The organism is Bacillus sp. 204(2023) (assembly GCF_037027505.1).
In the GTDB taxonomy this organism is placed as follows: Bacteria; Bacillota; Bacilli; order Bacillales; family Bacillaceae; genus Bacillus; species Bacillus subtilis.
In genome coordinates, this window is sequence record NZ_JAXCHE010000001.1 from 480,209 (window position 1) to 503,343 (window position 23,135).

The 23,135-nt window shown below is 44.2% G+C and carries 28 protein-coding genes and 1 riboswitch; of the genes, 24 read left to right on the forward strand and 4 right to left on the reverse strand.

Annotated elements, in window-relative coordinates; all coding sequences use genetic code 11:
* Nucleotides 1-8: 8 nt before the first annotated feature.
* Nucleotides 9-1,682, reverse strand: a complete 1,674-nt coding sequence (locus tag WA279_RS02625) for a DEAD/DEAH box helicase (protein ID WP_004398544.1) — start codon at nucleotides 1,680-1,682, stop codon at nucleotides 9-11.
* Between the two features lie 168 nt (nucleotides 1,683-1,850).
* A riboswitch (glycine riboswitch) is annotated at nucleotides 1,851-1,952 on the forward strand.
* A gap of 170 nt (nucleotides 1,953-2,122) precedes the next feature.
* On the opposite strand from WA279_RS02625, the gene gcvT reads away from it, so the two are divergent.
* From gcvT to gcvPB, 3 genes are read left to right on the forward strand one after another with little or no spacing between them, the layout of a single operon-like run.
* Nucleotides 2,123-3,211: a glycine cleavage system aminomethyltransferase GcvT gene (gcvT, locus tag WA279_RS02630; RefSeq protein ID WP_336154162.1), complete on the forward strand. Its 1,089-nt coding sequence runs from the start codon at nucleotides 2,123-2,125 to the stop codon at nucleotides 3,209-3,211.
* Between the two features lie 29 nt (nucleotides 3,212-3,240).
* Nucleotides 3,241-4,587 carry an aminomethyl-transferring glycine dehydrogenase subunit GcvPA gene (gene gcvPA, locus WA279_RS02635; RefSeq protein WP_336154163.1) on the forward strand — a complete coding sequence of 449 codons (1,347 nt, stop codon included), beginning with the start codon at nucleotides 3,241-3,243 and terminating at the stop codon, nucleotides 4,585-4,587.
* Complete coding sequence (gene gcvPB / locus WA279_RS02640; RefSeq protein ID WP_336154164.1) at nucleotides 4,580-6,046, forward strand: aminomethyl-transferring glycine dehydrogenase subunit GcvPB; 1,467 nt, start codon at nucleotides 4,580-4,582, stop codon at nucleotides 6,044-6,046. The genes gcvPA and gcvPB overlap by 8 nt, the downstream gene beginning before the upstream one ends.
* A 34-nt stretch (nucleotides 6,047-6,080) precedes the next feature.
* Here gcvPB and WA279_RS02645 read toward each other — a convergent pair whose 3' ends face one another.
* On the reverse strand, nucleotides 6,081-6,461 hold the full coding sequence (locus WA279_RS02645) for a rhodanese-like domain-containing protein (protein ID WP_004398485.1): 381 nt from the start codon (nucleotides 6,459-6,461) through the stop codon (nucleotides 6,081-6,083).
* 190 nt (nucleotides 6,462-6,651) lie between these two features.
* Between WA279_RS02645 and lipM the strand changes: the two genes are divergently transcribed.
* The 3 genes from lipM (at nucleotide 6,652) to WA279_RS02660 (ending at nucleotide 9,017) form a co-directional block, all read left to right on the forward strand.
* Nucleotides 6,652-7,488 carry an octanoyltransferase LipM gene (gene lipM, locus WA279_RS02650; protein ID WP_014664579.1) on the forward strand — a complete coding sequence of 279 codons (837 nt, stop codon included), beginning with the start codon at nucleotides 6,652-6,654 and terminating at the stop codon, nucleotides 7,486-7,488.
* Nucleotides 7,489-7,587: 99 nt separating this feature from the next.
* The gene (gene mntR / locus WA279_RS02655) at nucleotides 7,588-8,016 is read left to right on the forward strand and encodes a transcriptional regulator MntR (RefSeq protein WP_003236923.1); all 429 of its coding nucleotides are present in this window, start codon (nucleotides 7,588-7,590) and stop codon (nucleotides 8,014-8,016) included.
* Nucleotides 8,017-8,141: 125 nt separating this feature from the next.
* A complete protein-coding gene (locus WA279_RS02660) occupies nucleotides 8,142-9,017 on the forward strand; it encodes a patatin-like phospholipase family protein (RefSeq protein ID WP_003230220.1) in 876 nt (291 codons plus the stop codon).
* Here WA279_RS02660 and WA279_RS02665 read toward each other — a convergent pair.
* Both WA279_RS02665 and WA279_RS02670 read right to left on the reverse strand, forming a co-directional pair.
* Nucleotides 9,014-9,409 carry an SA1362 family protein gene (locus WA279_RS02665; RefSeq protein WP_003226367.1) on the reverse strand — a complete coding sequence of 132 codons (396 nt, stop codon included), beginning with the start codon at nucleotides 9,407-9,409 and terminating at the stop codon, nucleotides 9,014-9,016. The two genes, WA279_RS02660 and WA279_RS02665, sit on opposite strands and share 4 nt — an antisense overlap.
* Before the next feature lie 39 nt (nucleotides 9,410-9,448).
* Complete coding sequence (locus WA279_RS02670; RefSeq protein WP_017696209.1) at nucleotides 9,449-10,405, reverse strand: DUF1385 domain-containing protein; 957 nt, start codon at nucleotides 10,403-10,405, stop codon at nucleotides 9,449-9,451.
* A 226-nt stretch (nucleotides 10,406-10,631) separates the two neighbouring features.
* Between WA279_RS02670 and WA279_RS02675 the strand changes: the two genes are divergently transcribed.
* From WA279_RS02675 to folD, 18 genes are all read left to right on the forward strand, one after another.
* Nucleotides 10,632-11,168 (forward strand): YqhR family membrane protein, encoded by a 537-nt coding sequence (locus tag WA279_RS02675; RefSeq protein ID WP_003230222.1) that lies wholly within the window; start codon nucleotides 10,632-10,634, stop codon nucleotides 11,166-11,168.
* An 86-nt stretch (nucleotides 11,169-11,254) separates the two neighbouring features.
* Nucleotides 11,255-11,701 (forward strand): type II 3-dehydroquinate dehydratase, encoded by a 447-nt coding sequence (gene aroQ, locus WA279_RS02680; protein ID WP_251187950.1) that lies wholly within the window; start codon nucleotides 11,255-11,257, stop codon nucleotides 11,699-11,701.
* Nucleotides 11,698-12,759, forward strand: coding sequence for an aminopeptidase PapA (papA, locus tag WA279_RS02685; RefSeq protein WP_015251726.1), 1,062 nt, complete (start codon nucleotides 11,698-11,700; stop codon nucleotides 12,757-12,759). The genes aroQ and papA overlap by 4 nt, the downstream gene beginning before the upstream one ends.
* Before the next feature lie 24 nt (nucleotides 12,760-12,783).
* A complete protein-coding gene (gene efp / locus WA279_RS02690) occupies nucleotides 12,784-13,341 on the forward strand; it encodes an elongation factor P (protein ID WP_003226377.1) in 558 nt (185 codons plus the stop codon).
* Between the two features lie 145 nt (nucleotides 13,342-13,486).
* Nucleotides 13,487-13,768 (forward strand): YqhV family protein, encoded by a 282-nt coding sequence (locus tag WA279_RS02695; RefSeq protein WP_004398639.1) that lies wholly within the window; start codon nucleotides 13,487-13,489, stop codon nucleotides 13,766-13,768.
* Nucleotides 13,769-13,843: 75 nt separating this feature from the next.
* The gene (gene spoIIIAA, locus WA279_RS02700) at nucleotides 13,844-14,767 is read left to right on the forward strand and encodes a stage III sporulation protein AA (RefSeq protein ID WP_029317922.1); all 924 of its coding nucleotides are present in this window, start codon (nucleotides 13,844-13,846) and stop codon (nucleotides 14,765-14,767) included.
* On the forward strand, nucleotides 14,761-15,276 hold the full coding sequence (gene spoIIIAB, locus WA279_RS02705; RefSeq protein ID WP_014477309.1) for a stage III sporulation protein SpoIIIAB: 516 nt from the start codon (nucleotides 14,761-14,763) through the stop codon (nucleotides 15,274-15,276). Before spoIIIAA ends, spoIIIAB begins: the two co-directional genes overlap by 7 nt.
* Before the next feature lie 22 nt (nucleotides 15,277-15,298).
* Entirely contained in the window at nucleotides 15,299-15,505 is a 207-nt protein-coding gene (spoIIIAC, locus tag WA279_RS02710; RefSeq protein ID WP_003153142.1) for a stage III sporulation protein AC, read from the forward strand.
* 6 nt (nucleotides 15,506-15,511) lie between these two features.
* The gene (spoIIIAD, locus tag WA279_RS02715) at nucleotides 15,512-15,913 is read left to right on the forward strand and encodes a stage III sporulation protein AD (protein ID WP_003230228.1); all 402 of its coding nucleotides are present in this window, start codon (nucleotides 15,512-15,514) and stop codon (nucleotides 15,911-15,913) included.
* Between the two features lie 18 nt (nucleotides 15,914-15,931).
* Nucleotides 15,932-17,131: a stage III sporulation protein AE gene (spoIIIAE, locus tag WA279_RS02720; protein ID WP_336154170.1), complete on the forward strand. Its 1,200-nt coding sequence runs from the start codon at nucleotides 15,932-15,934 to the stop codon at nucleotides 17,129-17,131.
* A 13-nt stretch (nucleotides 17,132-17,144) separates the two neighbouring features.
* Complete coding sequence (spoIIIAF, locus tag WA279_RS02725) at nucleotides 17,145-17,765, forward strand: stage III sporulation protein AF (RefSeq protein WP_336154171.1); 621 nt, start codon at nucleotides 17,145-17,147, stop codon at nucleotides 17,763-17,765.
* The gene (spoIIIAG, locus tag WA279_RS02730; RefSeq protein WP_017696430.1) at nucleotides 17,758-18,447 is read left to right on the forward strand and encodes a stage III sporulation protein AG; all 690 of its coding nucleotides are present in this window, start codon (nucleotides 17,758-17,760) and stop codon (nucleotides 18,445-18,447) included. The genes spoIIIAF and spoIIIAG overlap by 8 nt, the downstream gene beginning before the upstream one ends.
* Nucleotides 18,448-19,104 carry a stage III sporulation ratchet engulfment protein SpoIIIAH gene (gene spoIIIAH / locus WA279_RS02735; RefSeq protein WP_003230250.1) on the forward strand — a complete coding sequence of 219 codons (657 nt, stop codon included), beginning with the start codon at nucleotides 18,448-18,450 and terminating at the stop codon, nucleotides 19,102-19,104. It begins immediately after the preceding gene.
* A gap of 156 nt (nucleotides 19,105-19,260) precedes the next feature.
* Nucleotides 19,261-19,740, forward strand: a complete 480-nt coding sequence (gene accB, locus WA279_RS02740; RefSeq protein ID WP_003230252.1) for an acetyl-CoA carboxylase biotin carboxyl carrier protein — start codon at nucleotides 19,261-19,263, stop codon at nucleotides 19,738-19,740.
* Nucleotides 19,741-19,751: 11 nt separating this feature from the next.
* Complete coding sequence (gene accC / locus WA279_RS02745) at nucleotides 19,752-21,104, forward strand: acetyl-CoA carboxylase biotin carboxylase subunit (protein ID WP_003230253.1); 1,353 nt, start codon at nucleotides 19,752-19,754, stop codon at nucleotides 21,102-21,104.
* A gap of 20 nt (nucleotides 21,105-21,124) precedes the next feature.
* On the forward strand, nucleotides 21,125-21,532 hold the full coding sequence (gene yqhY / locus WA279_RS02750) for a fatty acid biosynthesis protein YqhY (protein ID WP_003230254.1): 408 nt from the start codon (nucleotides 21,125-21,127) through the stop codon (nucleotides 21,530-21,532).
* Nucleotides 21,533-21,795: 263 nt separating this feature from the next.
* Nucleotides 21,796-22,191 (forward strand): transcription antitermination factor NusB, encoded by a 396-nt coding sequence (nusB, locus tag WA279_RS02755; RefSeq protein ID WP_003230256.1) that lies wholly within the window; start codon nucleotides 21,796-21,798, stop codon nucleotides 22,189-22,191.
* 11 nt (nucleotides 22,192-22,202) lie between these two features.
* A complete protein-coding gene (gene folD, locus WA279_RS02760; protein ID WP_003230259.1) occupies nucleotides 22,203-23,054 on the forward strand; it encodes a bifunctional methylenetetrahydrofolate dehydrogenase/methenyltetrahydrofolate cyclohydrolase FolD in 852 nt (283 codons plus the stop codon).
* Nucleotides 23,055-23,135 lie beyond the last annotated feature (81 nt).

The following is a 23,135-nucleotide window of genomic DNA, read 5'->3' on the forward strand; positions in this document are numbered from 1 at the left end:
CTTACAGGCTAAGATCCTCTTTTTTCAGCAGGCAGCTGTTTTTTATAAGACAAAAATGAGGTTAAGTTATCCATTTTTATTTTCATTTCTTCTTCTGTTGCTGAGTGATACAAAATGTCATGAAGGTGCTCTTCAAAATTGTTCACTTGAATTTTCGTTAAAATATCATCAAGTTCACCGACCACTTTTTCAAACAAATGAATTTTTTCATATAAAAGCTTTAGAATATGCTCTTCCACCGTATGTTTTGTCGCCATGTTATAAATATGCACGTCACGCTCCTGCCCGAGTCTGTGAATTCTTCCGATTCTTTGCTCAAGCCGCATCGGGTTCCATGGCAGGTCATAGTTGATCATGTGATTGCAAAATTGCAGGTTAATTCCCTCACCGCCTGCTTCAGTTGCAATAAGGACTTGGATTTTTCCGCGGAAAAGATCCTTCATCCAGTCTTTTTTTCCACGTTTAAATCCGCCTCTAAACGGCACAGAACTGATGCCGTTTTGCTGAAGAAACCACTGCAGATAAATCTGGGTTGCACGGTATTCTGTAAAAATGATGACCTTATCGTCGATCTTTTTGATCAAGTCAACAACTTGAAGCGCTTTAGAGTTTTGTGTCACTTGATTGATGCGATCTATCAAAACTGAAATCGTATCCTCATCAATGGCAGGTGCTTGTTTCTCTTTTTGATCAAGCATCTTTTTCAGCGTCATATATACCGCTTCTCTGCTCGAACAGCATTCTCTTTGCAAGGTCATAATCGAGAACATGCTAGCTGGTTTATTGATACTGTCCTTCAAGCGAGAAATTTCATCATAAAGCGCCTGCTCTGATGGAGAAAATTGAATCGGCACTGTTTCAACATGGCGCTGTTTCCAATTCAGCCCTGTATCATGCCGCCTGTTACGGATCATGACTTTATTCACAAGATCTTTTAAATGTTCATGCGCTTCTAAACTGGATTTCTTCTTGGCGAACTCCTCCTGAAAGTGATTCTGACTGCCTAAATGGCCGGGTTTTAATAAGGACACCAAATTGAAAATCTCTTCGATACGGTTCTGGATTGGCGTCGCGGTAAGAAGCAGGCAATATTTTTTTACGAGATTCCGGACAAATTCATAGTTCTTCGTTTTGCTATTTTTCAGTTTGTGTGCCTCATCAATAATGACAAGATCATATGGGATAGACAGAACGATTTCTCGATGGGGCGAGCGCTTCGCGGTGTCTATTGATGAGACGACAATATCGCATTGCTCCCACACATAGCTTTTCTTTTGTTCAACAGCCGGAATCAAAAATTTTTCCTGAAGCTCTTTGACCCATTGTGACACAAGGGAAGCGGGCACAAGGATCAAAATTTTTTTTGCTAACCCGCGAATCATATATTCTTTTAGAATCAGTCCAGCTTCAACCGTTTTTCCGAGACCAACCTCATCTGCTAAAATCGCTTTCCCGTTCATTTTTTCAACCACTTTTTGCGCCACTTCAAGCTGGTGGGGGAGCGGCGTAAAGGAAGGCAGATATAAAGGAGCCCGTAAGCCTTCAAACTCTGGAATTGCTAATGTTTTCTGGATTTCTGCAGAGAGCTTGTACAGTTCCCAGTTTGCCCAAGGGCCATCGTTTTTCAGTCTTTCAGCAAATTCTTCAGGCCATTTTGCATCGTAGATCATTTCTGTATTCATTGCTTTGAAACCGCCTTTCTTATTCTTCGATTCTTAAGATGAATAATATAAGAAAAATCTGCCCAAATTGCTGTTGCCCAGCATATAGTGATGATGGTAGGATATGAGTATGTATTTGATGTAAGATATTGCTATAGTATGTCCATAACAGCATGAAAATATGAGCGAATGACAGCAAGGGGAGAGACCTGACCGAAAACCTCGGGATACAGGCGCCGAAGGAGCAAACTGCGGAGTGAATCTCTCAGGCAAAAGAACTCTTGCTCGACGCAACTCTGGAGAGTGTTTGTGCGGATGCGCAAACCACCAAAGGGGACGTCTTTGCGTATGCAAAGTAAACTTTCAGGTGCCAGGACAGAGAACCTTCATTTTACATGAGGTGTTTCTCTGTCCTTTTTTGTATGTTTTTAGCTGCGCCGTTGATAAAGGGGAGGAATTAGATGCTGAAAAGAACGCCGTTATTTGACCTGTATAAGGCATATGGAGGAAAAACGATTGATTTCGGAGGTTGGGAGCTTCCTGTTCAATTTTCTTCTATAAAAAAAGAACACGAGGCTGTCCGAACTGCAGCCGGTTTGTTTGATGTATCTCATATGGGAGAAGTCGAAGTGTCAGGAAACGACAGTCTGTCTTTTTTGCAAAGATTGATGACAAATGATGTTTCCGCGTTAACGCCAGGCCGTGCTCAATATACAGCGATGTGTTACCCGGATGGCGGAACCGTCGATGATTTGCTTATCTATCAAAAAGAAGAGAACCGCTATCTGCTTGTCATTAATGCTTCTAATATAGATAAAGACTTGGCTTGGATGAAAGAACATGCAGCAGGTGATGTGCAGATTGACAATCAGTCAGATCAAATCGCGCTCTTGGCTGTACAGGGACCGAAAGCAGAAGCGATCTTAAAAAATCTGACAGATGCGGATGTGTCTGCATTAAAGCCGTTTGCGTTTATTGATGAAGCCGATATCAGCGGCCGCAAAGCACTTATTTCACGCACTGGCTATACGGGAGAAGACGGGTATGAAATTTACTGCCGCAGTGATGATGCTATGCATATTTGGAAAAAAATCATCGATGCAGGGGATGCATACGGATTGATTCCATGCGGTCTCGGTGCACGTGATACACTCCGGTTTGAAGCGAAGCTCCCGCTCTACGGTCAGGAGCTGACCCGGGATATTACACCGATTGAAGCAGGTATAGGCTTTGCTGTAAAGCACAAAAAGGAGTCTGACTTTTTCGGTAAGTCAGTATTGAGTGAACAAAAAGAAAACGGAGCGAAGCGCAAACTGGTCGGTCTCGAAATGATTGAAAAAGGGATACCGCGGCACGGATATGAGGTTTTCCAAAATGGCAAGTCTGTCGGAAAGGTGACAACCGGCACGCAGTCACCGACATTAGGGAAAAACGTCGGCCTTGCCTTAATTGATTCGGAAACGAGTGAGATCGGGACTGTTGTAGATGTAGAGATTCGCAAAAAATTAGTGAAAGCAAAGGTTGTCAAAACACCATTTTATAAACGCTAATATTTTTTCTTGGAGAGAGGAGACAACACATGAAGCACCGTTATTTGCCCGCAACAGAAAAGGATAAACAGGAGATGCTTGCTACTATCGGCGTAAGCAGCATCGATGATTTATTTGCTGATATACCGGAAAATGTCAAATATAAAAAAGAGTATCAAATTAAAAAAGCGAAATCAGAAACAGAATTAACAAGAGAACTGACAAAGCTGGCCTCTAAAAATCGTGATACCGTACAATACGCTTCCTTCTTAGGAGCGGGTGTATATGACCACTATCAGCCTGTCATTGTGGATCATGTTATTTCGCGCTCTGAGTTTTATACCGCATATACGCCTTATCAGCCAGAGATTTCACAAGGAGAGCTCCAGGCTATTTTTGAATTCCAAACGATGATCTGTGAACTGACAGGCATGGATATCGCCAACTCCTCGATGTATGACGGCGGAACAGCCTTGGCAGAAGCAGCAATGCTTGCTTCAGGCCACACGAAAAAGAAAAAAATCGTTGTGTCAAAAACCGTGCATCCTGAATCGCGGGAAGTGCTGAAAACGTACGCAAAAGGTCAGTATATCGAAGTTGTTGAAGTACCCGCTGCAGATGGCGTTACAGATCTTGATGCTTTGCGCCAAACCGTTTGCGAGGACACAGCCGCAGTGATCGTTCAATACCCGAATTTTTTTGGCCGGATTGAGCCGTTACAGGATATTGAGCCTGTCGCTCATCAAGGGAAATCCATGTTTATTGTATCAGCCAACCCGCTTGCACTGGGCCTCCTCACGCCACCTGGCAAGTTTCACACTGATATCGTCGTCGGTGATGCGCAGCCTTTCGGCATTCCTTCAGCATACGGCGGCCCGCATTGCGGCTTTTTTGCCGTTACTAAAAAATTAATGAGAAAGGTGCCGGGCCGTCTCGTCGGACAAACGGAAGACGAAAACGGAAAAAGAGGCTTTGTGCTTACCCTGCAAGCCAGGGAGCAGCATATCCGCCGGGATAAAGCAACATCAAATATATGCTCGAACCAAGCTTTAAATGCGCTGGCAGCATCAGTGGCCATGACTGCTCTCGGAAAAAACGGCGTAAAAGATATAGCCCGCCAAAATCTCTTAAAAGCCAACTATGCAAAGCAAGAAGCAAAAAAAGCAGGCCTTACTGTTATGTTTGACGGGCCGATGTTTAATGAATTTGTCATCAAACTGGATGAGCCGGTGAGAGCTGTGAACAAGCGTTTGCTGGCAAAAGGCATGATTGGCGGATATGATCTTGGGTTGACGTATCCGGAGCTGGACTGCCATATGCTGATTGCTGTAACGGAGCTGAGAACAAAAGAAGAAATTGACGCACTCATTCAGGAATTGGGGGATCGCCATGAGTAATCAGGACCAGGCACTTATTTTTGAACTTTCAAGAGAAGGCCGAATCGGCTACAGTCTGCCGGAGCTCGATGTACCGGAAATCGAATTGGAGGACCTCTTGTCAGACACCTATATTCGTGACGAAGACGCAACGCTGCCGGAGGTTTCAGAGCTGGACATCATGCGCCATTATACAGCGCTGTCCAAACGCAATCACGGGGTGGATTCCGGTTTTTATCCTCTCGGTTCTTGCACGATGAAATACAATCCGAAAATCAATGAAAAAATCGCGCGTATACCTGGTTTTGCTGCGATTCATCCTCTTCAGGATGAAGACACGGTGCAAGGCGCATTAGAGCTTTTATATGATTTAAGCAAGCACCTTGAAGAAATAACGGGAATGGATGAGGTTACGCTTCAGCCTGCTGCCGGAGCGCACGGCGAATGGACAGGGCTGATGATGATCCGTGCCTATCATGAAGCTCGCGGGGATTTCAAGCGGACGAAGGTCATTGTCCCTGATTCCGCGCACGGGACGAATCCTGCATCAGCGACAGTAGCAGGCTTTGAAACTGTTACGGTGAAATCGAATGAAAATGGGCTTGTTGATTTAGAGGATTTAAAAAGAGCAGTGAATGAAGAAACTGCAGCTCTCATGCTGACGAATCCGAACACGCTCGGCTTGTTTGAGGAGCAGATTACAGAGATGGCGGAAATTGTACACCAAGCGGGGGGGAAACTGTATTATGACGGCGCTAATTTAAATGCCGTTTTAAGCAAGGCGAGACCTGGAGATATGGGATTTGACGTGGTGCACCTCAACCTGCATAAAACATTCACAGGCCCTCATGGCGGCGGAGGCCCCGGCTCAGGCCCTGTCGGCGTAAAAGAAGATCTGATTCCTTATGTGCCAAAGCCAGTTTTAGTTAAAAAAGAAGGGCGCTTTACGTTTGATTATGACCGCCCTCATGCGATCGGCCGTGTGAAGCCGTATTACGGCAACTTTGGCATTAATGTGAGAGCGTATACGTATATTCGCTCCATGGGGCCTGACGGATTAAAGGCTGTTACTGAGAACGCAGTGTTAAACGCCAATTATATGATGAGAAAACTCGCGCCTTATTACGATCTTCCGTTTGACCGCCATTGCAAGCATGAATTTGTATTATCAGGGAAGCGGCAGAAAAAGCTGGGAGTGCGTACGCTTGATATTGCAAAACGGCTGCTTGATTTCGGCTATCATCCGCCGACGATTTATTTCCCGCTTAATGTTGAAGAATGCATCATGATCGAGCCGACAGAGACCGAATCAAAGGAAACACTGGACGCGTTTATTGATGCTATGATTCAAATCGCAAAAGAAGCGGAGGAGAATCCGGAGCTTGTTCAGGAGGCCCCGCATACAACGATTGTAAAAAGAATGGATGAAACAAAAGCGGCGAGACACCCGGTGCTCAGATACGAGGCGGAAGAAAGATAAATAAAAACAGCTGTCTACCAGACAGCTGTTTGCTTTATTTCTTCGCTTTAATCTTTCCGCCCCATTTTTTAAAGCCGCCTTTTAGGTTGTAAATCTCAGTGCAGCCGTTTTTGCGCAGGGTTTGTGCCGCGCGTCCGCTGCGGACACTGTTTTGGCAGTACAGGTAAACAGGCTTGTCCGTACGGATCTCATTTTTTCTCTGTTTCAGCTGGGAAAGCGGGATGTTGCGGGCGCCTAAAATATGTCCGCCCTCAAACTCATTTGGCTCACGAACATCAATAAGCTGCGCTTTGCGGTAACCCGCGCGGAATTCTTCTTCGGTAAGTGTTTTCATAATTCGCTGCTGATAGACATATGAAGCAATCATATAGATGATAAATGCAGCAAAAATAATCAAAACGATCATATTAGACAATGTGATTCTACTCCTTTAGCATATAAAATCAAAACCCTGCTTCATAAAACAAGGTCATAGAGCCGTTTTCGACAAATACTATTATAGTAAAGCACAGCGTGATTGTCATCTATAATGGAACTAAAATATTTTTCATTTTCCCGACAGTTTGATAAACTGATTCTATTAAAACGGTAAGGAAGGTCTTAAAATGCAAAAAGAAACTTGGCGGTTTATAGACTCAGGCAATGCAAGTCCTGCATTCAATATGGCGCTTGATGAAGCGCTTTTATATTGGCACAGCGAAAAGAAAATCCCCCCGGTTATCCGTTTTTACGGCTGGAATCCGGCGACACTTTCTGTAGGGTATTTTCAAAATATTAAAAAGGAAATCAATTTTGAAGCAGTACATAAATATAATCTCGGATTCGTCAGACGCCCGACCGGCGGGAGAGGTGTGCTGCACGATCAGGAACTGACATACAGCGTAATTGTTTCGGAAGAGCACCCCGAGATGCCGGCAACTGTTACTGAGGCTTACCGGGTTATTTCAGAAGGCATACTTCAAGGCTTTAGAAATCTCGGTCTGGACGCTTACTTTGCCATCCCGAGAACTGAAAAAGAAAAAGAAAGCTTAAAAAATCCGCGGTCATCTGTTTGTTTTGACGCGCCTTCATGGTATGAGCTAGTGGTTGAGGGGCGCAAGGTGGCGGGAAGCGCGCAAACGAGACAAAAAGGCGTGATTCTTCAGCATGGCTCCATTCTGCTTGATTTGGATGAGGATAAGCTGTTCGATCTGTTCTTATATCCGAGTGAAAGAGTAAGAGAACGGATGCAGCGCAATTTCAAAAATAAAGCGGTTGCCATTAATGAACTCACTGAAAAGCGGGTGACGATGGATGAGGCTCGTAAAGCCTTTAAAGAAGGATTTGAAACAGGTCTTAACATTCATTTGGAGCCATATGAACTTTCTCAGGAAGAGCTTGATTTTGTTCATCACTTGGCTGAAACAAAGTACGCTTCAGATGAATGGAATTATAAGCGGTAAACAGGGCTTTTGACCGGCGGAGCATCCTTGTTTTTTCAAGTTCATTAGTGTAAACTTGTAATGGTTTATAAAGTTAAGGTGCTTTTTGGGAGGGTTTCGATGACAACACCAAGTATGGAAGATTATATTGAACAGATTTATATGCTGATTGAAGAAAAAGGATATGCACGAGTTTCCGATATCGCGGAAGCATTGGCAGTCCATCCCTCCTCTGTAACAAAAATGGTTCAAAAACTAGATAAAGACGAATATTTAATTTATGAAAAATATCGCGGTCTCGTGTTAACGTCTAAAGGGAAAAAAATAGGCAAACGGCTGGTATACAGACATGAATTGCTTGAGCAGTTTTTAAGAATCATTGGTGTTGATGAAGAGAAAATATATAACGATGTCGAAGGAATCGAACATCATTTAAGCTGGAACAGTATTGATCGCATCGGGGATCTTGTTCAATATTTTGAAGAAGATGATGCCCGTAAAAAAGATCTAAAATCAATCCAAAAGAAAACAGAACATCATAATCAGTAAAAAGGCGGTCTCGAAGGAGGCCGTCTTTTTTGATACGCTGACGCCACCCGTCATTCGTTGGTCTATTTCTTCGCGTGTTTTCTTAAAATGGTAATAAACGATCGGATGGAGGGGGAGGGAATGAGATGTATATTGACGGTGTGTTTTCCGGCGGAGGAGTAAAAGGCATTGCGCTCGCAGGCGCTTATGAAGTGCTTGAGGAAAAAGGCTTCCGCTTTAAAAGAGTTGCGGGTACAAGCGCCGGCGCCATTATTGCCGCTTTCATTGCGTCAGGTTACACCAGTAAGGAAATCCACGCTTTAATTGAAGAAGTGGACGGAGAGAAATTGCTGGATCAGAGGTACTCATTTCTCCCCTTAAAGATGCTCCAGTGGGTGTCCATCTACTGGCGTCTTGGCTTATACAAAGGCGATACGATAGAAAAATGGATTGCTGATCTGTTAAGAGCGAAAGGCATAAGGGTTTTCGGCGATTTGCAGAAAGGGTCTCTGCGCCTTATTGCTTCTGATCTGACAAACGGCACCATGATTGTTTTGCCGGACGATTTGGCCCGTTACGGGTTAAATCCAGATATGTTCCCGGTTGCCAGAGCGGTCAGAATGAGCTGCAGCATCCCGTATTTCTTTGAACCGATAAAATTAAAAACGGACACAGGCACCGCCACGGTTGTCGACGGAGGCGTGTTAAGCAATTTTCCAATCTGGCTGTTTTCAAAGGAAAGAAAGCGCCCTGTGATCGGTGTCACGCTTGCGCCGCGTGAAAGAGAGCGTCCGAAAAAAAATATCCGCAACGCTTTTGAACTGTTCGGCGCCCTGTTTGAAACGATGAAGGATGCTCATGACGCAAGGCACATTGCGTCACGCTATGAACAAAATATCATTTTTCTCCCTGTCGATGACGTAATGGCCACTGATTTTCATTTAACACAACAAAAAAAACTAGCCCTGATTGAGCTAGGTAAAAGACGGACAGAGCTGTTTTTAAAGCAGTGGACCTATTAAAAAAGCGCTCTGTTTTTCTTTTTGTTTTTTTTCCCTTCTATAACAGTCAGCTGAGTCTGGCTTTTTTTCTTGAGAATCATCGGCTTAGGCTTGCTGGCGCTCGGAACGCTTCGCAGGTGGCTGACACGTCCCTTATGTCCGGCGCGGTGTTTTGCTTTTTGTTCTTTCATCCGGCGCCGCGATTGTTTCGCCGCTTTTTTGAAGGCTGCTCCTTCGCTGCCCGCATTTCGATTCATTACATATTTCACAATAAAATAAATAATGATACCTGCCACGATGACGGTTACCGCCATTTTTGCCATTTCTCCGGGATTGGTTACCAGCACATAGAGGAAACCGAACGCTCCCAGCGCAATTAATACAGCAATTATAGGTTGTACACGATGATTCATAACTGTCCACCTCCGAAAGTAATAGCAGGGCAACGGATTTTAGATGACGTTGTGAGAAGGCTTCTGATTTTGCTCAGACAATGCTTCGAGTCTGAGAAGTTCGTTAAAGCTTTCGATGGCAACTTCAACCTGGTCATCCTTAGGTTCCTTTGTGGTTAACAGCTGAAGCCAAAGTCCCGGGTACCCAAGTAATTTCAGACCGGGAATGTCACGCACTTTGTTTGTCAGCTGCAGAACTTCAAAGGATATACCAAGCACGACCGGTATCAGTGCGACACGATCTATAACACGCAGCCAAAGCGGATCTGTCGGAACGAGTAAATAAACAAACATGCCGACAATAATCGTAAATAAAATAAAGCTTGATCCGCAGCGGTAATGAAGCCGAGATTGGTTTTGGACATTCTCCACAGTAATTGGCAAATTCTGTTCATAACAGTTTATGACTTTATGTTCGGCTCCATGATATTGAAACACTCTTTTAATAAGCGGTGTCATGGACAAAAAATAGATGTAACCGAGCAGCAAAATCAACTTAAACAGGCTTTCAACCGCGATTTGCGCCGTGTCCGAGGAAAAAATCGGCCTTGTCAGTTCCGCTAAGAAAACTGGAACCAATGTAAATACAAATTTACTGAACAAAAATGATAGGACGCCTATAACTGCGAGGCTGAGATACATAGACAGCCCGGAGGATTTTTTTTCTTCCTGCTCAAGTGTCTCGTCTTCAGATGGATCGAGCCCGTAACGTTCGCTTGAAAAATTCAAATGCTTTGTGCCGTTTGCACTCGCTTCGATAATGGCCGCGATCCCCCGTAAAAACGGTATCTTTTTCACGATGTTCAGTTTCGGGTTGTGTTTGCGGGGAAGCTTAAAAAAGTCAATGCTTCCATCCGTTCTTCTGATGGCTGTAACGTAATGATGCTTTCCGCCAAACATAACGCCTTCCACAACAGCCTGCCCGCCGTAAGCGGGCGGAACTTTATGTTTTGACATATTATCAACCTGCCTATTTCTTTAGGATTGCTAACCATTTCCTTTCACTCTATTGTACAGGAAACAGCGCTAAACCTCTAGATTGACAGGCTGAAAAAATTGCCATAGCCTTGCTTTTTCTACATGCATTATACCCTTTATTTTCAAATTTTACTCGCAGCTGTCAAAAAGTGTGAGCTTTTTTATTGACATTTCATTTTTTGGGCACACTTTAACTGGAGGTGCCATGATGACAAGCGAAAAAGATACAGAACAAAATGAAGAATTGAATGAGAAGCAAAAGCCGCCTGTTTCAATGGCCGGCAGAGTGGCGGCAACAGGTTTTTGCGGAGGCGTACTTTGGAGTTTCGTTGCTTATATCGCATATTTGTTTCATTTTTCCGAAATCAGCCCGAATATGATATTGCAGCCGTTTGTGCTTGGAGAGTGGAAAAAACATGGGCTGGGAACGGTAATCAGCATCATTTTGATTGGAGTAATTTCAATTGGCGCAGCGTTTCTTTATTTTCTTCTATTGAAACGTTTAAAAACAATGTGGCCGGGTATTTTATACGGCTTGGTGCTTTGGCTGCTCGTGTTTTTTGTTTTTAATCCGATTTTTCCAGATGTGCGCACGGTGACCGAACTGACATCAGATACAATTATTACGACCATTTGCATTTATTTGCTTTACGGGCTGTTTGTCGGGTATTCCATTTCATTTGAATACAATGAGCTTAATTCGGAAAAGCTTGCACGTGCGCTGGGAATGCATAGAGAATAGTGTATAATCCTTTTCCAGTATGATAAAATGTTCACGAGAAGTGAACATTTTTTACATGAGAAACCCTCGCGAAAAGGAGAGATTATGTGCCTCATTTTTTGATTTTAAACGGACCGAATGTTAACCGGCTTGGGAAGCGTGAGCCTGAAGTATTCGGCCGCCAGACACTGACCGATATTGAAACAGATCTTTTTCAGTTTGCTGAAGCCTTACATATCCAGCTCACTTTCTTCCAGTCTAATCACGAAGGTGATTTGATAGATGCGATACATGAGGCTGAGGAGCAATACAGCGGGATTGTTCTGAACCCCGGCGCCCTGAGTCATTACAGCTATGCGATCAGGGATGCTGTTTCAACCATCAGTCTTCCTGTGGTAGAGGTGCATTTATCAAACTTATACGCCAGGGAAGAATTCAGGCATCAGTCGGTTATCGCTCCTGTTGCGAAAGGGCAGATTGTCGGTCTTGGAGCTGAAGGCTACAAGCTTGCTGTTCGCTACTTATTAAGCCAGCAAGGGGGAGAATCAAGATGAAGCTAGAGAAATTAAGAAACCTGTTTGGACAGCTGGGAATTGACGGCATGCTGATTACAAGCAGCACGAATGTACGCTATATGACAGGGTTTACAGGTTCGGCGGGTTTGGCTGTTATATCGGGTGACAAAGCAGCGTTTATTACGGATTTTCGTTATACTGAGCAGGCGAAGGTTCAGGTAAAGGGTTTTGAGATCATTGAACATGGCGGCAGCTTGATTCAGACCACTGCCGACACTGTTGAATCGTTTGGCATCAAGCGTCTCGGCTTTGAACAGAACAGCATGACATATGGCACTTACGCTTCATACAGCGCCGTTATCAGTGATGCCGAATTAGTGCCTGTGGCTGAATCCGTGGAAAAGTTGCGCTTGATTAAGTCTAGTGAAGAGATTAAGATATTAGAGGAAGCTGCGAAGATTGCAGATGATGCCTTCAGACATATCTTGACGTTTATGAAACCCGGCATTTCTGAAATCGCTGTTGCCAATGAGCTGGAGTTTTATATGAGAAGCCAGGGAGCAGACAGCTCTTCTTTTGATATGATTGTCGCCTCAGGCCTTCGTTCAAGCCTTCCGCACGGTGTGGCCAGTGACAAACTGATTGAAAGCGGAGACCTTGTTACGCTTGATTTTGGCGCTTATTATAAAGGATATTGTTCTGATATTACCCGGACGGTCGCTGTAGGTCAGCCCAGTGATCAATTGAAGGAGATCTATCAGGTTGTATTTGATGCTCAGGCGCTTGGCGTCGCACATATTAAGCCGGGAATGACAGGAAAAGAGGCTGACGCCCTCACAAGGGATCATATTGCTGCAAAAGGCTACGGTGACTATTTCGGCCATTCAACCGGGCACGGGCTCGGCATGGAAGTTCATGAATCGCCGGGATTATCCGTCAGATCTTCAGCTATCCTTGAACCGGGTATGGTGGTCACAGTGGAGCCGGGCATTTACATACCAGAAACAGGCGGTGTCCGCATTGAAGATGACATCGTGATTACAGAAAACGGCAACCGGACAATCACCCATTCCCCAAAAGAACTTATTATTTTGTGATTGGAATATAGGAGGACATTAAACATGATTTCAGTTAACGATTTCCGTACAGGATTAACAATTGAAGTAGATGGCGGCATTTGGCGCGTCGTTGACTTCCAGCACGTAAAACCTGGAAAAGGTGCGGCATTTGTCCGCTCTAAACTCCGCAACCTTCGCACTGGCGCGATTCAGGAAAAAACATTCCGCGCTGGTGAAAAAGTAGCGAAAGCGCAAATCGAAACCAAAACAATGCAATATCTATATGCAAACGGAGATCAGCACGTATTTATGGATACTTCTTCTTATGAGCAGCTTGAACTGAGCGCAACTCAAATCGAAGAAGAATTAAAATACCTGCTAGAAAACATGTCTGTGCATATCATGATGTACCAGGATGAAACACTTGGTATCGAGCTTCCAAACACAGTTGAGCTGAAAGTTGTTGAAACTGAACCTGGTATTAAAGGTGATACAGCGTCAGGCGGTACAAAACCTGCGAAAACTGAAACCGGGCTTGTTGTAAACGTGCCGTTCTTTGTGAATGAAGGCGACACACTTGTTGTCAATACATCAGACGGTTCTTACGTTTCAAGAGCATAGAAAGAAAAAAAGAAGTCTGTTCCCAAATGGGAGCAGGCTTTTTTTTGTGCCCAAAAACAGAATCTTTCTTTTATACGAAAATGACAAGACTACTTCAGCAAGCTAGAGCATATCATATAAAAAAATGGGAGGTTGGGAGAGTGCTATGAAATTTTTACTTGGAAATATCAATTCTACTGTTTTAACAATGGCGGGATTACGAGTTTTATCCTCTATGATTGAGCTGACGGCAGCAATTGTCATGCTTGTGACCAACGATGTCCGGAAGGCGGTTGTGGTTAACAGCATTCTCGCTATTGTCGGTCCGTTGATTTTTATCATTACGATGACTGTCGGAATCTACCAAATTGCCGGGCAGCTTTCGTATGCAAAGCTGATTCTGATTTTTACGGGTGTTGTCTTGATTTTGGCGGGTGTTCATAAATAAAGAGAGGCTTGTCATAAAGTCTGCCTCACATCATACATTTTAAAGAAGCCAATCGGTAGAAAGGAGGAGGCTCTGTTGAACGAAATCGCTGAGGTTCTCCCTGAATCCATGAAAAACGCCCTTTCTGAAATACCGGAACAACAATGGCTGGAAATCGAAGAAGTCAGAATTCGGATCAACCGCCCTGTTGAATTGATTCGAAGAGGACAACCTGTTTATTTGTCCTATGCGGGCACGGCCGAGGATGCCCATCTGATCCTGAGCCGGCTCAGCAACTATAGTATGTATACACTTGAAGAAGAGCTGAAGAAAGGGTATGTCACGATCAGAGGCGGCCACAGAGTCGGACTGGCGGGCAGAGTCATTACGGAAAACGGAGGTGTGAAAGGCCTCCGTGACATCGCATCTTTTAATATACGAATTGCCCGGCAAAAGCTGGGGATTGCGGAGCCGCTGCTTCCATACTTATATCAAAACAGCTGGCTGAATACGCTGATTATCGGACCGCCCCAAACCGGCAAAACAACACTTCTCCGGGACCTTGCGAGGCTCTCAAGCACCGGCAAAAAACCCATGCTGCCCGTAAAGACAGGAATCGTCGATGAACGGTCAGAAATTGCCGGATGTCTTCGCGGCATTCCGCAGCATCAATTTGGTCAGAGAATTGACGTGTTAGACGCCTGTCCAAAAGCTGAAGGGCTGATGATGATGATTCGATCCATGAGCCCTGAGGTGATGATTGTCGATGAAATCGGGCGTATGGAAGATACAGATGCACTTCTGGAGGCACTGCATGCTGGTGTTTCAGTAATTGTATCGGCGCATGGCTGGAGCATATCCGACCTGATGAAGCGGCCTTCATTGAAGCGTTTGTGGGAAGAAAGAGCCTTTGACCGCTATTTGGAATTATCAAGAGCAAAAGGGCCGGGCACAGTGAGCCAAATTTATGACAAAGACGGAAATGTGCTGTCTAGGACGACGGGCGTGAAAACATGCTGAAGCTGCTGGGCGCTGTATTCATTGTGGTAGCGACAACATGGACAGGTTTTGAGATGGCGAAGATTTATACAGAACGGCCGCGGCAAATCCGCCAGCTGCGTGCGGCGCTTCAATCCCTCGAGGCTGAAATCATGTACGGCCATACACCGCTTCATACTGCTTCACAGCAGATTGCCAAACAGCTCGCACAGCCTGTTTCAGCTCTTTTTTCCGCATTCAGTGATCAGCTGGACAAGGGAAGTGATTCCGCGAAAACGGCGTGGGAGCAAAGCTTAAAGAAGGTATGGGATACCCTGTCTTTGAAAAAAAGCGAATACGAAGTGCTGAAGCAGTTTGGCGAGACGCTCGGGATTCATGATCGAATCTCTCAGCAAAAGCACATCAAGCTGGCGCTGACACATTTGGAAGCCTCTGAAGCGGATGCTGAGCAGGCGCAAGCGAAAAATGAAAAGATGATAAAAAGTTTGGGCTTTTTAGCGGGCTTGTTACTCATTCTTCTATTGATGTAAACGTGAGGGGAGCAAAAATAAAATGGGAGTAGACGTGAATGTCATATTTCAAATCGCCGGAGTGGGAATCGTGGTCGCTTTTTTACACACGATATTGGATCAGATGGGCAAGAAAGAATATGCTCAGTGGGTGACGCTGTTAGGTTTTATCTATATTTTATTTATGGTCGCCACGATTGTAGATGACCTATTTAAAAAGATAAAAGCTGTGTTTTTATTCCAAGGATAGGGGGGCTTGCAGATTGACATTGTTCAAATTGTAGGTTTAGGACTGATCGCCACCTTCCTTTCTTTAATTGTAAAAGAACAAAAGCCGACTTTTGCGTTTTTAATCGTCGTTTTTGCCGGATGTGCCATTTTTCTTTATTTGGTAGACCAAATCTACGACATTATTCGAATGATAGAAAAAATTGCGATTAATGCAAATGTCAACATGGTCTATGTTGAAACCATTTTAAAGATTATCGGAATCGCCTATATTGCTGAATTCGGGGCACAGCTCACAAAAGATGCCGGTCAAGGAGCCATCGCCTCGAAAATAGAATTGGCGGGGAAAATTTTAATACTCGTAATGGCTGTGCCTATTTTAACCGTCATTATCGAAACGATTCTCGGACTTATACCTTCTATGTCATAACCGAAAGGAGGCGGTAGATTGAAGCGCTTTCAATGGGTTTTGCTTTTGGCCGTGCTGATCATAGCAGGCCGTGCAGAAATTGTACAAGCAGCTGGTAATGCAGAACAAACGGAAGACCATGCTGAAACAGCCGAGCAATTAGCGGAAAGGACAGCAGCCTCGCTTGAAACAGATAAGATCGGAGAATTTTGGAATGACATTATGACAGAATACGGCGGACTGCTGCCGGAAAGCCAAAAAGGCAGCTTAATAGAGTTTATCAATGGCGATAAATCATTCTCACCGCAAGAATGGCTGAAAGCCCTCTTTTCTTATTTGTTTCATGAAGTGCTTGCCAACGGAAAGCTGCTGGGCACATTGATTTTGCTCACGATTTTTTGCGTCATTCTGCAGCTTTTGCAAAATGCTTTTCAGCAAAGCACCGTCAGTAAGGTCGCTTACTCAATTGTGTACATGGTGCTGATTATCCTTGCGCTTAATAGCTTTCATGTGGCAATTAACTATGCAACTGAGGCGATTCAGACGATGACCAGCTTTATCCTGGCGCTCATTCCGCTCCTCTTGGCGCTTTTGGCTTCCTCAGGCGGAGCTGTATCTGCTGCCTTCTTTCATCCTGTTATCCTCTTCCTGATGAACACGAGCGGTCTCTTGATTCAGAATATCGTCATGCCGCTGATTTTTTTATCAGCGATTCTGAGCATTGTCAGCACGATGACTGAACAATACAAAGTAACGCAGCTGGCTAACCTGCTCAGAAATATCGCCATCGGAGCACTGGCTGTTTTTCTTACCATCTTTCTTGGCGTCATCTCTGTTCAGGGAGCCTCAGCTGCAGTGACAGACGGCATTACGCTCAGGACGGCTAAATTTATAACCGGAAATTTTATTCCTGTGCTTGGCCGAATGTTTACAGACGCAACAGATACAGTAATCAGCGCCTCTTTGCTGCTGAAAAATACGGTAGGGATTCTCGGTGTCGCTATTTTGATCTGTATTGCGGCATTTCCGGCAATCAAAGTGCTTTCCCTCGCTTTTATTTATAAGCTGGCAGCCGCGATTCTTCAGCCGCTTGGAGGCGGGCCCGTCATCACTTGCCTCGACGTCATCAGCAAAAGCGTCATTTATATTTTTGCAGCTCTCGCCATTGTGTCTCTCATGTTTTTTTTAAGCCTTACTGTCATAATCACAGCCGGAAACCTCACGATGATGATGAAATGAAGGAGGCAGGCGAATGAGTTTTTTAACGGAATGGCTTACCACCATCGTGTTGTTTATCCTATTTGCAATTGTGATTGATATGCTGCTGCCGAGCTCCAGCATGCAAAAGTACGCAAAAATGGTAGTCAGCCTGCTATTGATTGTCGTCATGCTTACGCCGATTTTTAAACTTTTCAAGACAGACCCCGAAGTCATCTTTGAATACCTCACAAAAAACGGGCAGTCAGAGTCTGCCGACATAAAAAATCAAATGAATTCAAAAAAAATAGAAATACAAGCTTCCCAGCGCGCATATATTCTAGAAGAAATGGCTGTCCAACTAAAAAAGAAAGCGGAGGAGAGATTCAGTCATGATGAATATAAAGTAGGCCGCATCAAACTCACGGCAGGAGAAAAGGTAGATTCAGAAGAGGATATTAAAACAATCAGCGTGTATATGGCCCCGTCTTCTGAAAAAACGGTCCAAACGGTCGCGCCGGTCCACATTGATACAGATCATGCATACGTAACGAAAGAAGCAGCCGAACAAAAAGAAGCCAAACAGATACAAACGCAGCTCGCGGACATTTGGGAAATCGGAAGTGAGAAAATTACGGTTCATATGGAAGGCGGGGAGAGTGTCGGCAATGAATAAAAACGGATTATGGAATGTATTGAAAAAGCAGTTTCTTCCGGGACAAACGAAGGACGGCGAAAAGCCGAAGCTGACCAAATATCATTACTTTCTATTCGTTTTTGTTCTCGGAGTTTCCTTTATGCTTGTCAGCCAGCTGTTTTCTTCACCTGAGAAAACAGAAAACGCCAAAACGATAACGGCCGTATCATCACAACATTCCGCGGGCAGCAAAGAGAAAACAGCTGAAGTGTTTAAAGCCTCAAAATCTGATAAACCTAAAGACTCGATCGATGACTATGAAAAAGAATACGAAAATCAGCTGAAAGAAATTCTTGAAACAATCATTGGTGTGGACGATGTCTCGGTTGTCGTGAATGTAGATGCAACGTCGCTGAAAGTATACGAAAAAAACAAATCAAACAAAAATACAACCACTGAAGAAACTGACAAAGAAGGCGGAACAAGAAGCGTTACAGACCAAACATCGGAGGAAGAAATCGTCATGATCAAAAACGGCGATAAAGAAACACCTGTCGTCGTCCAAACGAAAAAACCTGATATACGCGGTGTACTCGTTGTTGCTCAAGGAGTGGACAACGTTCAAATAAAACAAACCATTATCGAAGCGGTGACACGGGTCCTGGATGTTCCAAGCCACCGGGTTGCGGTTGCCCCTAAAAAAATAAAGGAGGATTCATAAATGCTTAAAAAACAAACCGTTTGGCTATTAACAATGCTTAGTCTTGTCGTGGTGTTAAGCGTCTACTATATCATGTCGCCGGAAAGCAAAAACGCCGTGCAGATGCAAAGTGAAAAAAGCGCGTCTGACAGCGGAGAGGTCGCAACTGAAAAAGCGCCTGCCAAGCAAGACACGAAGGAAAAAAGCGGTACAGAAACTGAAAAAGGAAAAGAAGATGGAACAAAGGGAACGAAAGATTCATCAGCAGACAAGGAAACATCCGCTGAAGCCAGTGAAAAAGGAACTGTTGTTACGGAAACAGCCGATGATGATTTGTTTACAACGTACCGTCTTGATTTAGAAGATGCCAGAAGCAAAGAAAGAGAAGAGCTGAATGCCATTGTATCAAGCGATGATGCAACAGCCAAGGAGAAAAGCGAAGCATACGATAAAATGACGGCTCTCAGTGAAGTGGAAGGAACAGAAAAACAGCTGGAAACGCTGATTAAAACACAAGGTTACGAGGATGCGCTTGTTAATGCTGAAGGAGATAAAATCAATATTACAGTCAAATCAGACAAACACTCCAAATCGAAGGCGACAGCCATTATAGACCTTGTGGCAAAAGAAATCAAAACAATGAAAGATGTCGCTGTCACATTTGAACCATCCAAGTAAGAAAGAGGAAAAAGAAGCCCGCTAAACAAGCGGGCTTTTTGCGTTGCTGTCATATTAGAGTTGAATTCAAAAGTCTGCTCCTGTAAGATGAACATAGTATGTACTTTTAGTAGTAACCTATAAAAAAAGAAATTTCATACATAGGAGTGCGATTGAATGTTAAATATCAAAGAAATCCACGAGCTGATTAAAGCAATTGACGAGTCTACAATTGACGAATTCGTATATGAAAATGAAGGTGTATCCTTAAAATTGAAAAAACACGAAGCAGGCACGGTTCAAGTCATGCAGCAGGCACCGGCAGCACCTGTACAAGCACAGGCTCCGCAGGCAGTTCAGCCGCAAGCGCAGCAAGCAGCGGCACCTGCCCAAGAAGCACCAAAGCAAGATGAGAATCTGCATAAAATCACTTCACCAATGGTAGGAACATTTTATGCTTCTTCATCACCGGAAGCTGGCCCGTATGTAACAGCCGGTTCAAAAGTAAATGAAAACACAGTTGTCTGCATTGTAGAAGCGATGAAGCTTTTCAACGAAATCGAAGCAGAAGTGAAAGGCGAAATCGTTGAAGTATTAGTAGAAAACGGCCAGCTGGTCGAATACGGACAACCTCTATTTCTTGTAAAAGCGGAGTAAGGAGACTGAACATGATTAAAAAGCTATTGATCGCCAACAGAGGAGAAATTGCTGTCAGAATCATCAGAGCCTGCAGAGAGCTCGGAATTGAGACTGTCGCTGTTTATTCAGAAGCTGATAAAGATGCCCTTCATGTTCAAATGGCCGATGAAGCTTTTTGTATCGGACCGAAAGCATCAAAAGACAGCTATTTAAACGTTACAAATATTGTGAGTGTTGCAAAGCTGACTGGCACGGACGCCATTCATCCGGGATACGGATTTTTAGCTGAAAATGCTGATTTCGCTGAATTATGTGAAGAAGTGAATGTCACGTTTGTCGGCCCGAGCGCTGACGCCATTTCAAAAATGGGGACAAAAGACGTTGCGCGGGAAACGATGAAACAGGCCGGCGTGCCAATCGTACCGGGTTCACAGGGAATTATAGAAAATGTGGAAGAAGCGGTTTCGCTTGCTAATGAAATTGGGTATCCTGTAATTATAAAAGCCACCGCAGGCGGAGGCGGAAAAGGAATTAGGGTTGCTCGCACTGAAGAGGAACTGATTAATGGCATTAAGATTACACAGCAGGAAGCGGCAACTGCATTCGGAAATCCAGGTGTATACATCGAAAAATACATAGAAGATTTTCGCCACGTTGAGATCCAAGTGCTTGCTGATAACTACGGAAATACGATTCATTTGGGCGAACGCGACTGCTCGATCCAAAGACGCCTGCAAAAGCTTTTGGAAGAATCACCATCTCCTGCCCTTGATTCAGAAATCAGGGAGCAAATGGGAGATGCAGCGGTAAAGGCTGCAAAAGCGGTTGGCTATACAGGTGCTGGAACAGTTGAATTTATCTATGACTACAATGAACAGCGCTATTACTTCATGGAAATGAACACGAGAATTCAGGTAGAGCACCCAGTCACAGAAATGGTGACGGGAACTGACCTGATCAAGGAACAAATCAAAGTGGCATCAGGAATGGAACTGAGCCTCAAGCAAGAAGATGTTGAATTTGAAGGCTGGGCCATCGAATGCCGAATCAACGCAGAAAACCCAAGTAAAAATTTCATGCCGTCACCTGGTGAAATTAAAATGTACCTGCCTCCTGGCGGTCTTGGTGTCCGTGTTGATTCAGCTGCGTACCCTGGCTATTCCATCCCACCGTACTATGACAGCATGATTGCAAAGGTAATCACATACGGAAAAACGAGGGATGAAGCGATTGCCCGCATGAAGCGCGCATTGAGCGAATTCGTCATCGAAGGCATTGAGACAACAATCCCTTTCCATTTAAAACTGCTTGAACACGAAACTTTTGTGAGCGGAGAGTTTAATACGAAATTTTTAGAAACATATGATGTAATGGGCTCATAATTTTTACGGAGGTGAATTGAATGAAAGACAACAGCTTGCTTAAAATGGATCACGAAGATACGCATTTGGGTAAGGTTGAGATTGCACCGGAGGTCATTGAGGTCATTGCCGGCATTGCAGCATCAGAAGTTGATGGGGTTGCCGAAATGCGCGGAAACTTTGCGACAGGCGTCGTTGAGCGCTTTGGCAAAGTGAATCATGGCAAAGGTGTCAAAGTCGACCTGGCGGATGACGGAATTACGATCGATGTATACTGTGTCGTTACATTTGGCGTTTCGATTCCGAAAGTTGCAGCATCCGTTCAGGAAAACATTCGTCAAACCTTATTAAATATGACGTCTCTTTCGATTAACGAGATCAATATTCACATCGTCGGCATTCAATTTGACACAAAAGCCCAAGAAGTCCAAATCGACGAAGAAATGTAAATGGCTTAACACGAAACCAAGGGGAGGGCGGCCCTTTGGTTTTTTTACACGTTACCCTTTATTTCAAAGCATGAAGAAAGCCGGCTTACATAGCCGAGTTTCTTCATGAACGTGAAATCCGAATAATCATATTAAGGTGTGTGAAAATATTCGGCAATAGGGTAAAAAAACCTTGATTTCAATATGCGGATACGAAAAAAATATGTTATGATCTCTTTGTGGCTTAACGACAAGCGGATAAAGAGGATCAAAGGAGAAAGAAAATGAAAAGAAGAACAGCAAGAGAAAAAGCTTTGCAGGCACTATTTCAAATTGATGTCAGCGATATTGCAGTGAATGAAGCCATAGAACACGCACTGGATGAAGAAAAAACGGATCCTTTCTTTGAACAGCTTGTACACGGGGTATTGGAACACCAAGACCAGCTGGATGAAATGATCTCCAAGCATCTGGTGAATTGGAAGCTCGATCGGATTGCCAATGTTGACCGTGCGATTTTGCGCCTGGCAGCATATGAAATGGCATATGCCGAAGACATTCCGGTGAATGTCTCCATGAACGAAGCGATTGAGCTGGCAAAACGGTTTGGTGATGACAAAGCGACAAAGTTTGTAAACGGGGTTCTTTCTAACATTAAATCTGATATTGAACAATCATAGGAGGAAAGAAAATGACTGCAACAATCATCGACGGAAAAGAAACGGCTAGAGAAAAACGCGAACAATTGGCAAAAGAGGTAGAAGAGCTTAAAAAGCAAGGCGTCACTCCCGGACTGGCGGTTATTTTGATTGGAGATGATCCTGCTTCTCACTCTTACGTGCGAGGAAAGAAAAAAGCGGCAGAAACAATGGGAATGAATTTCAAGCTCGATCAATTTGACAGCAGCCTCACAGAAGCTGAACTGCTTTCCATTATTGATCAATATAACCAAGACCCTGAGTTTCATGGCATTCTCGTTCAGCTTCCGCTCCCAGACCATATTTCTGAAAAAGCGGTGATCGAACGTATCTCCCCTGATAAAGATGTAGACGGTTTTCATCCGTTAAACGTAGGGAAAATGCTGCTTGGCGAAGATACGTTTCTTCCTTGCACGCCTCATGGAATTGTTGAGCTTTTGAAGAAAACCAATATTGACCTTTCTGGTAAAGAGGTTGTTGTAGTCGGCCGAAGCAACATTGTCGGCAAACCTGTCGGCCAGCTTTTATTAAATGAAAACGCGACGGTTACTTACTGTCATTCAAGAACAGAAAATATTACTGAACATACGAAAAAAGCGGACATCCTGGTGGTGGCAGTCGGCAGAGCCAACTTCATCAGTGCAGACCAGATCAAAGAGGGCGCTGTTGTCATTGACGTCGGCGTTAACCGTCTGGAAAACGGAAAGCTTTGCGGAGACGTTGAATTTGAAGGGGCAAAGGAAAAAGCGTCCTTCATCACGCCGGTTCCGGGCGGAGTAGGTCCGATGACCATCACGATGCTCGCGCATAATACTGTTAAATCTGCGAAACGTACGTTATCATAGATAATTGGAGATATTCACAGGCGAAATGTTTACCCGCCATGAATATGAGCACGATACCCGCTTCTTCAGGCTCCTAAAGCC

Bases quoted from the DNA above. Each gene is read 5' to 3' on its own strand.
- WA279_RS02670 (WP_017696209.1), bottom strand. From the start codon at position 10,405: ATGTCAAAACATAAAGTTCCGCCCGCTTACGGCGGGCAGGCTGTTGTG.
- yqhY (WP_003230254.1), top strand. From the start codon at position 21,125: ATGAAAGACAACAGCTTGCTTAAAATGGATCACGAAGATACGCATTTG.
- WA279_RS02660 (WP_003230220.1), top strand. From the start codon at position 8,142: ATGTATATTGACGGTGTGTTTTCCGGCGGAGGAGTAAAAGGCATTGCG.
- accC (WP_003230253.1), top strand. From the start codon at position 19,752: ATGATTAAAAAGCTATTGATCGCCAACAGAGGAGAAATTGCTGTCAGA.
- nusB (WP_003230256.1), top strand. From the start codon at position 21,796: ATGAAAAGAAGAACAGCAAGAGAAAAAGCTTTGCAGGCACTATTTCAA.
- WA279_RS02625 (WP_004398544.1), bottom strand. From the start codon at position 1,682: ATGAATACAGAAATGATCTACGATGCAAAATGGCCTGAAGAATTTGCT.
- WA279_RS02695 (WP_004398639.1), top strand. From the start codon at position 13,487: ATGAAATTTTTACTTGGAAATATCAATTCTACTGTTTTAACAATGGCG.
- lipM (WP_014664579.1), top strand. From the start codon at position 6,652: ATGCAAAAAGAAACTTGGCGGTTTATAGACTCAGGCAATGCAAGTCCT.
- WA279_RS02665 (WP_003226367.1), bottom strand. From the start codon at position 9,409: ATGAATCATCGTGTACAACCTATAATTGCTGTATTAATTGCGCTGGGA.
- gcvPA (WP_336154163.1), top strand. From the start codon at position 3,241: ATGAAGCACCGTTATTTGCCCGCAACAGAAAAGGATAAACAGGAGATG.
- spoIIIAC (WP_003153142.1), top strand. From the start codon at position 15,299: ATGGGAGTAGACGTGAATGTCATATTTCAAATCGCCGGAGTGGGAATC.
- WA279_RS02675 (WP_003230222.1), top strand. From the start codon at position 10,632: ATGATGACAAGCGAAAAAGATACAGAACAAAATGAAGAATTGAATGAG.
- spoIIIAG (WP_017696430.1), top strand. From the start codon at position 17,758: ATGAATAAAAACGGATTATGGAATGTATTGAAAAAGCAGTTTCTTCCG.
- accB (WP_003230252.1), top strand. From the start codon at position 19,261: ATGTTAAATATCAAAGAAATCCACGAGCTGATTAAAGCAATTGACGAG.
- mntR (WP_003236923.1), top strand. From the start codon at position 7,588: ATGACAACACCAAGTATGGAAGATTATATTGAACAGATTTATATGCTG.
- spoIIIAB (WP_014477309.1), top strand. From the start codon at position 14,761: ATGCTGAAGCTGCTGGGCGCTGTATTCATTGTGGTAGCGACAACATGG.
- efp (WP_003226377.1), top strand. From the start codon at position 12,784: ATGATTTCAGTTAACGATTTCCGTACAGGATTAACAATTGAAGTAGAT.
- gcvPB (WP_336154164.1), top strand. From the start codon at position 4,580: ATGAGTAATCAGGACCAGGCACTTATTTTTGAACTTTCAAGAGAAGGC.
- spoIIIAH (WP_003230250.1), top strand. From the start codon at position 18,448: ATGCTTAAAAAACAAACCGTTTGGCTATTAACAATGCTTAGTCTTGTC.
- papA (WP_015251726.1), top strand. From the start codon at position 11,698: ATGAAGCTAGAGAAATTAAGAAACCTGTTTGGACAGCTGGGAATTGAC.
- gcvT (WP_336154162.1), top strand. From the start codon at position 2,123: ATGCTGAAAAGAACGCCGTTATTTGACCTGTATAAGGCATATGGAGGA.
- folD (WP_003230259.1), top strand. From the start codon at position 22,203: ATGACTGCAACAATCATCGACGGAAAAGAAACGGCTAGAGAAAAACGC.
- spoIIIAF (WP_336154171.1), top strand. From the start codon at position 17,145: ATGAGTTTTTTAACGGAATGGCTTACCACCATCGTGTTGTTTATCCTA.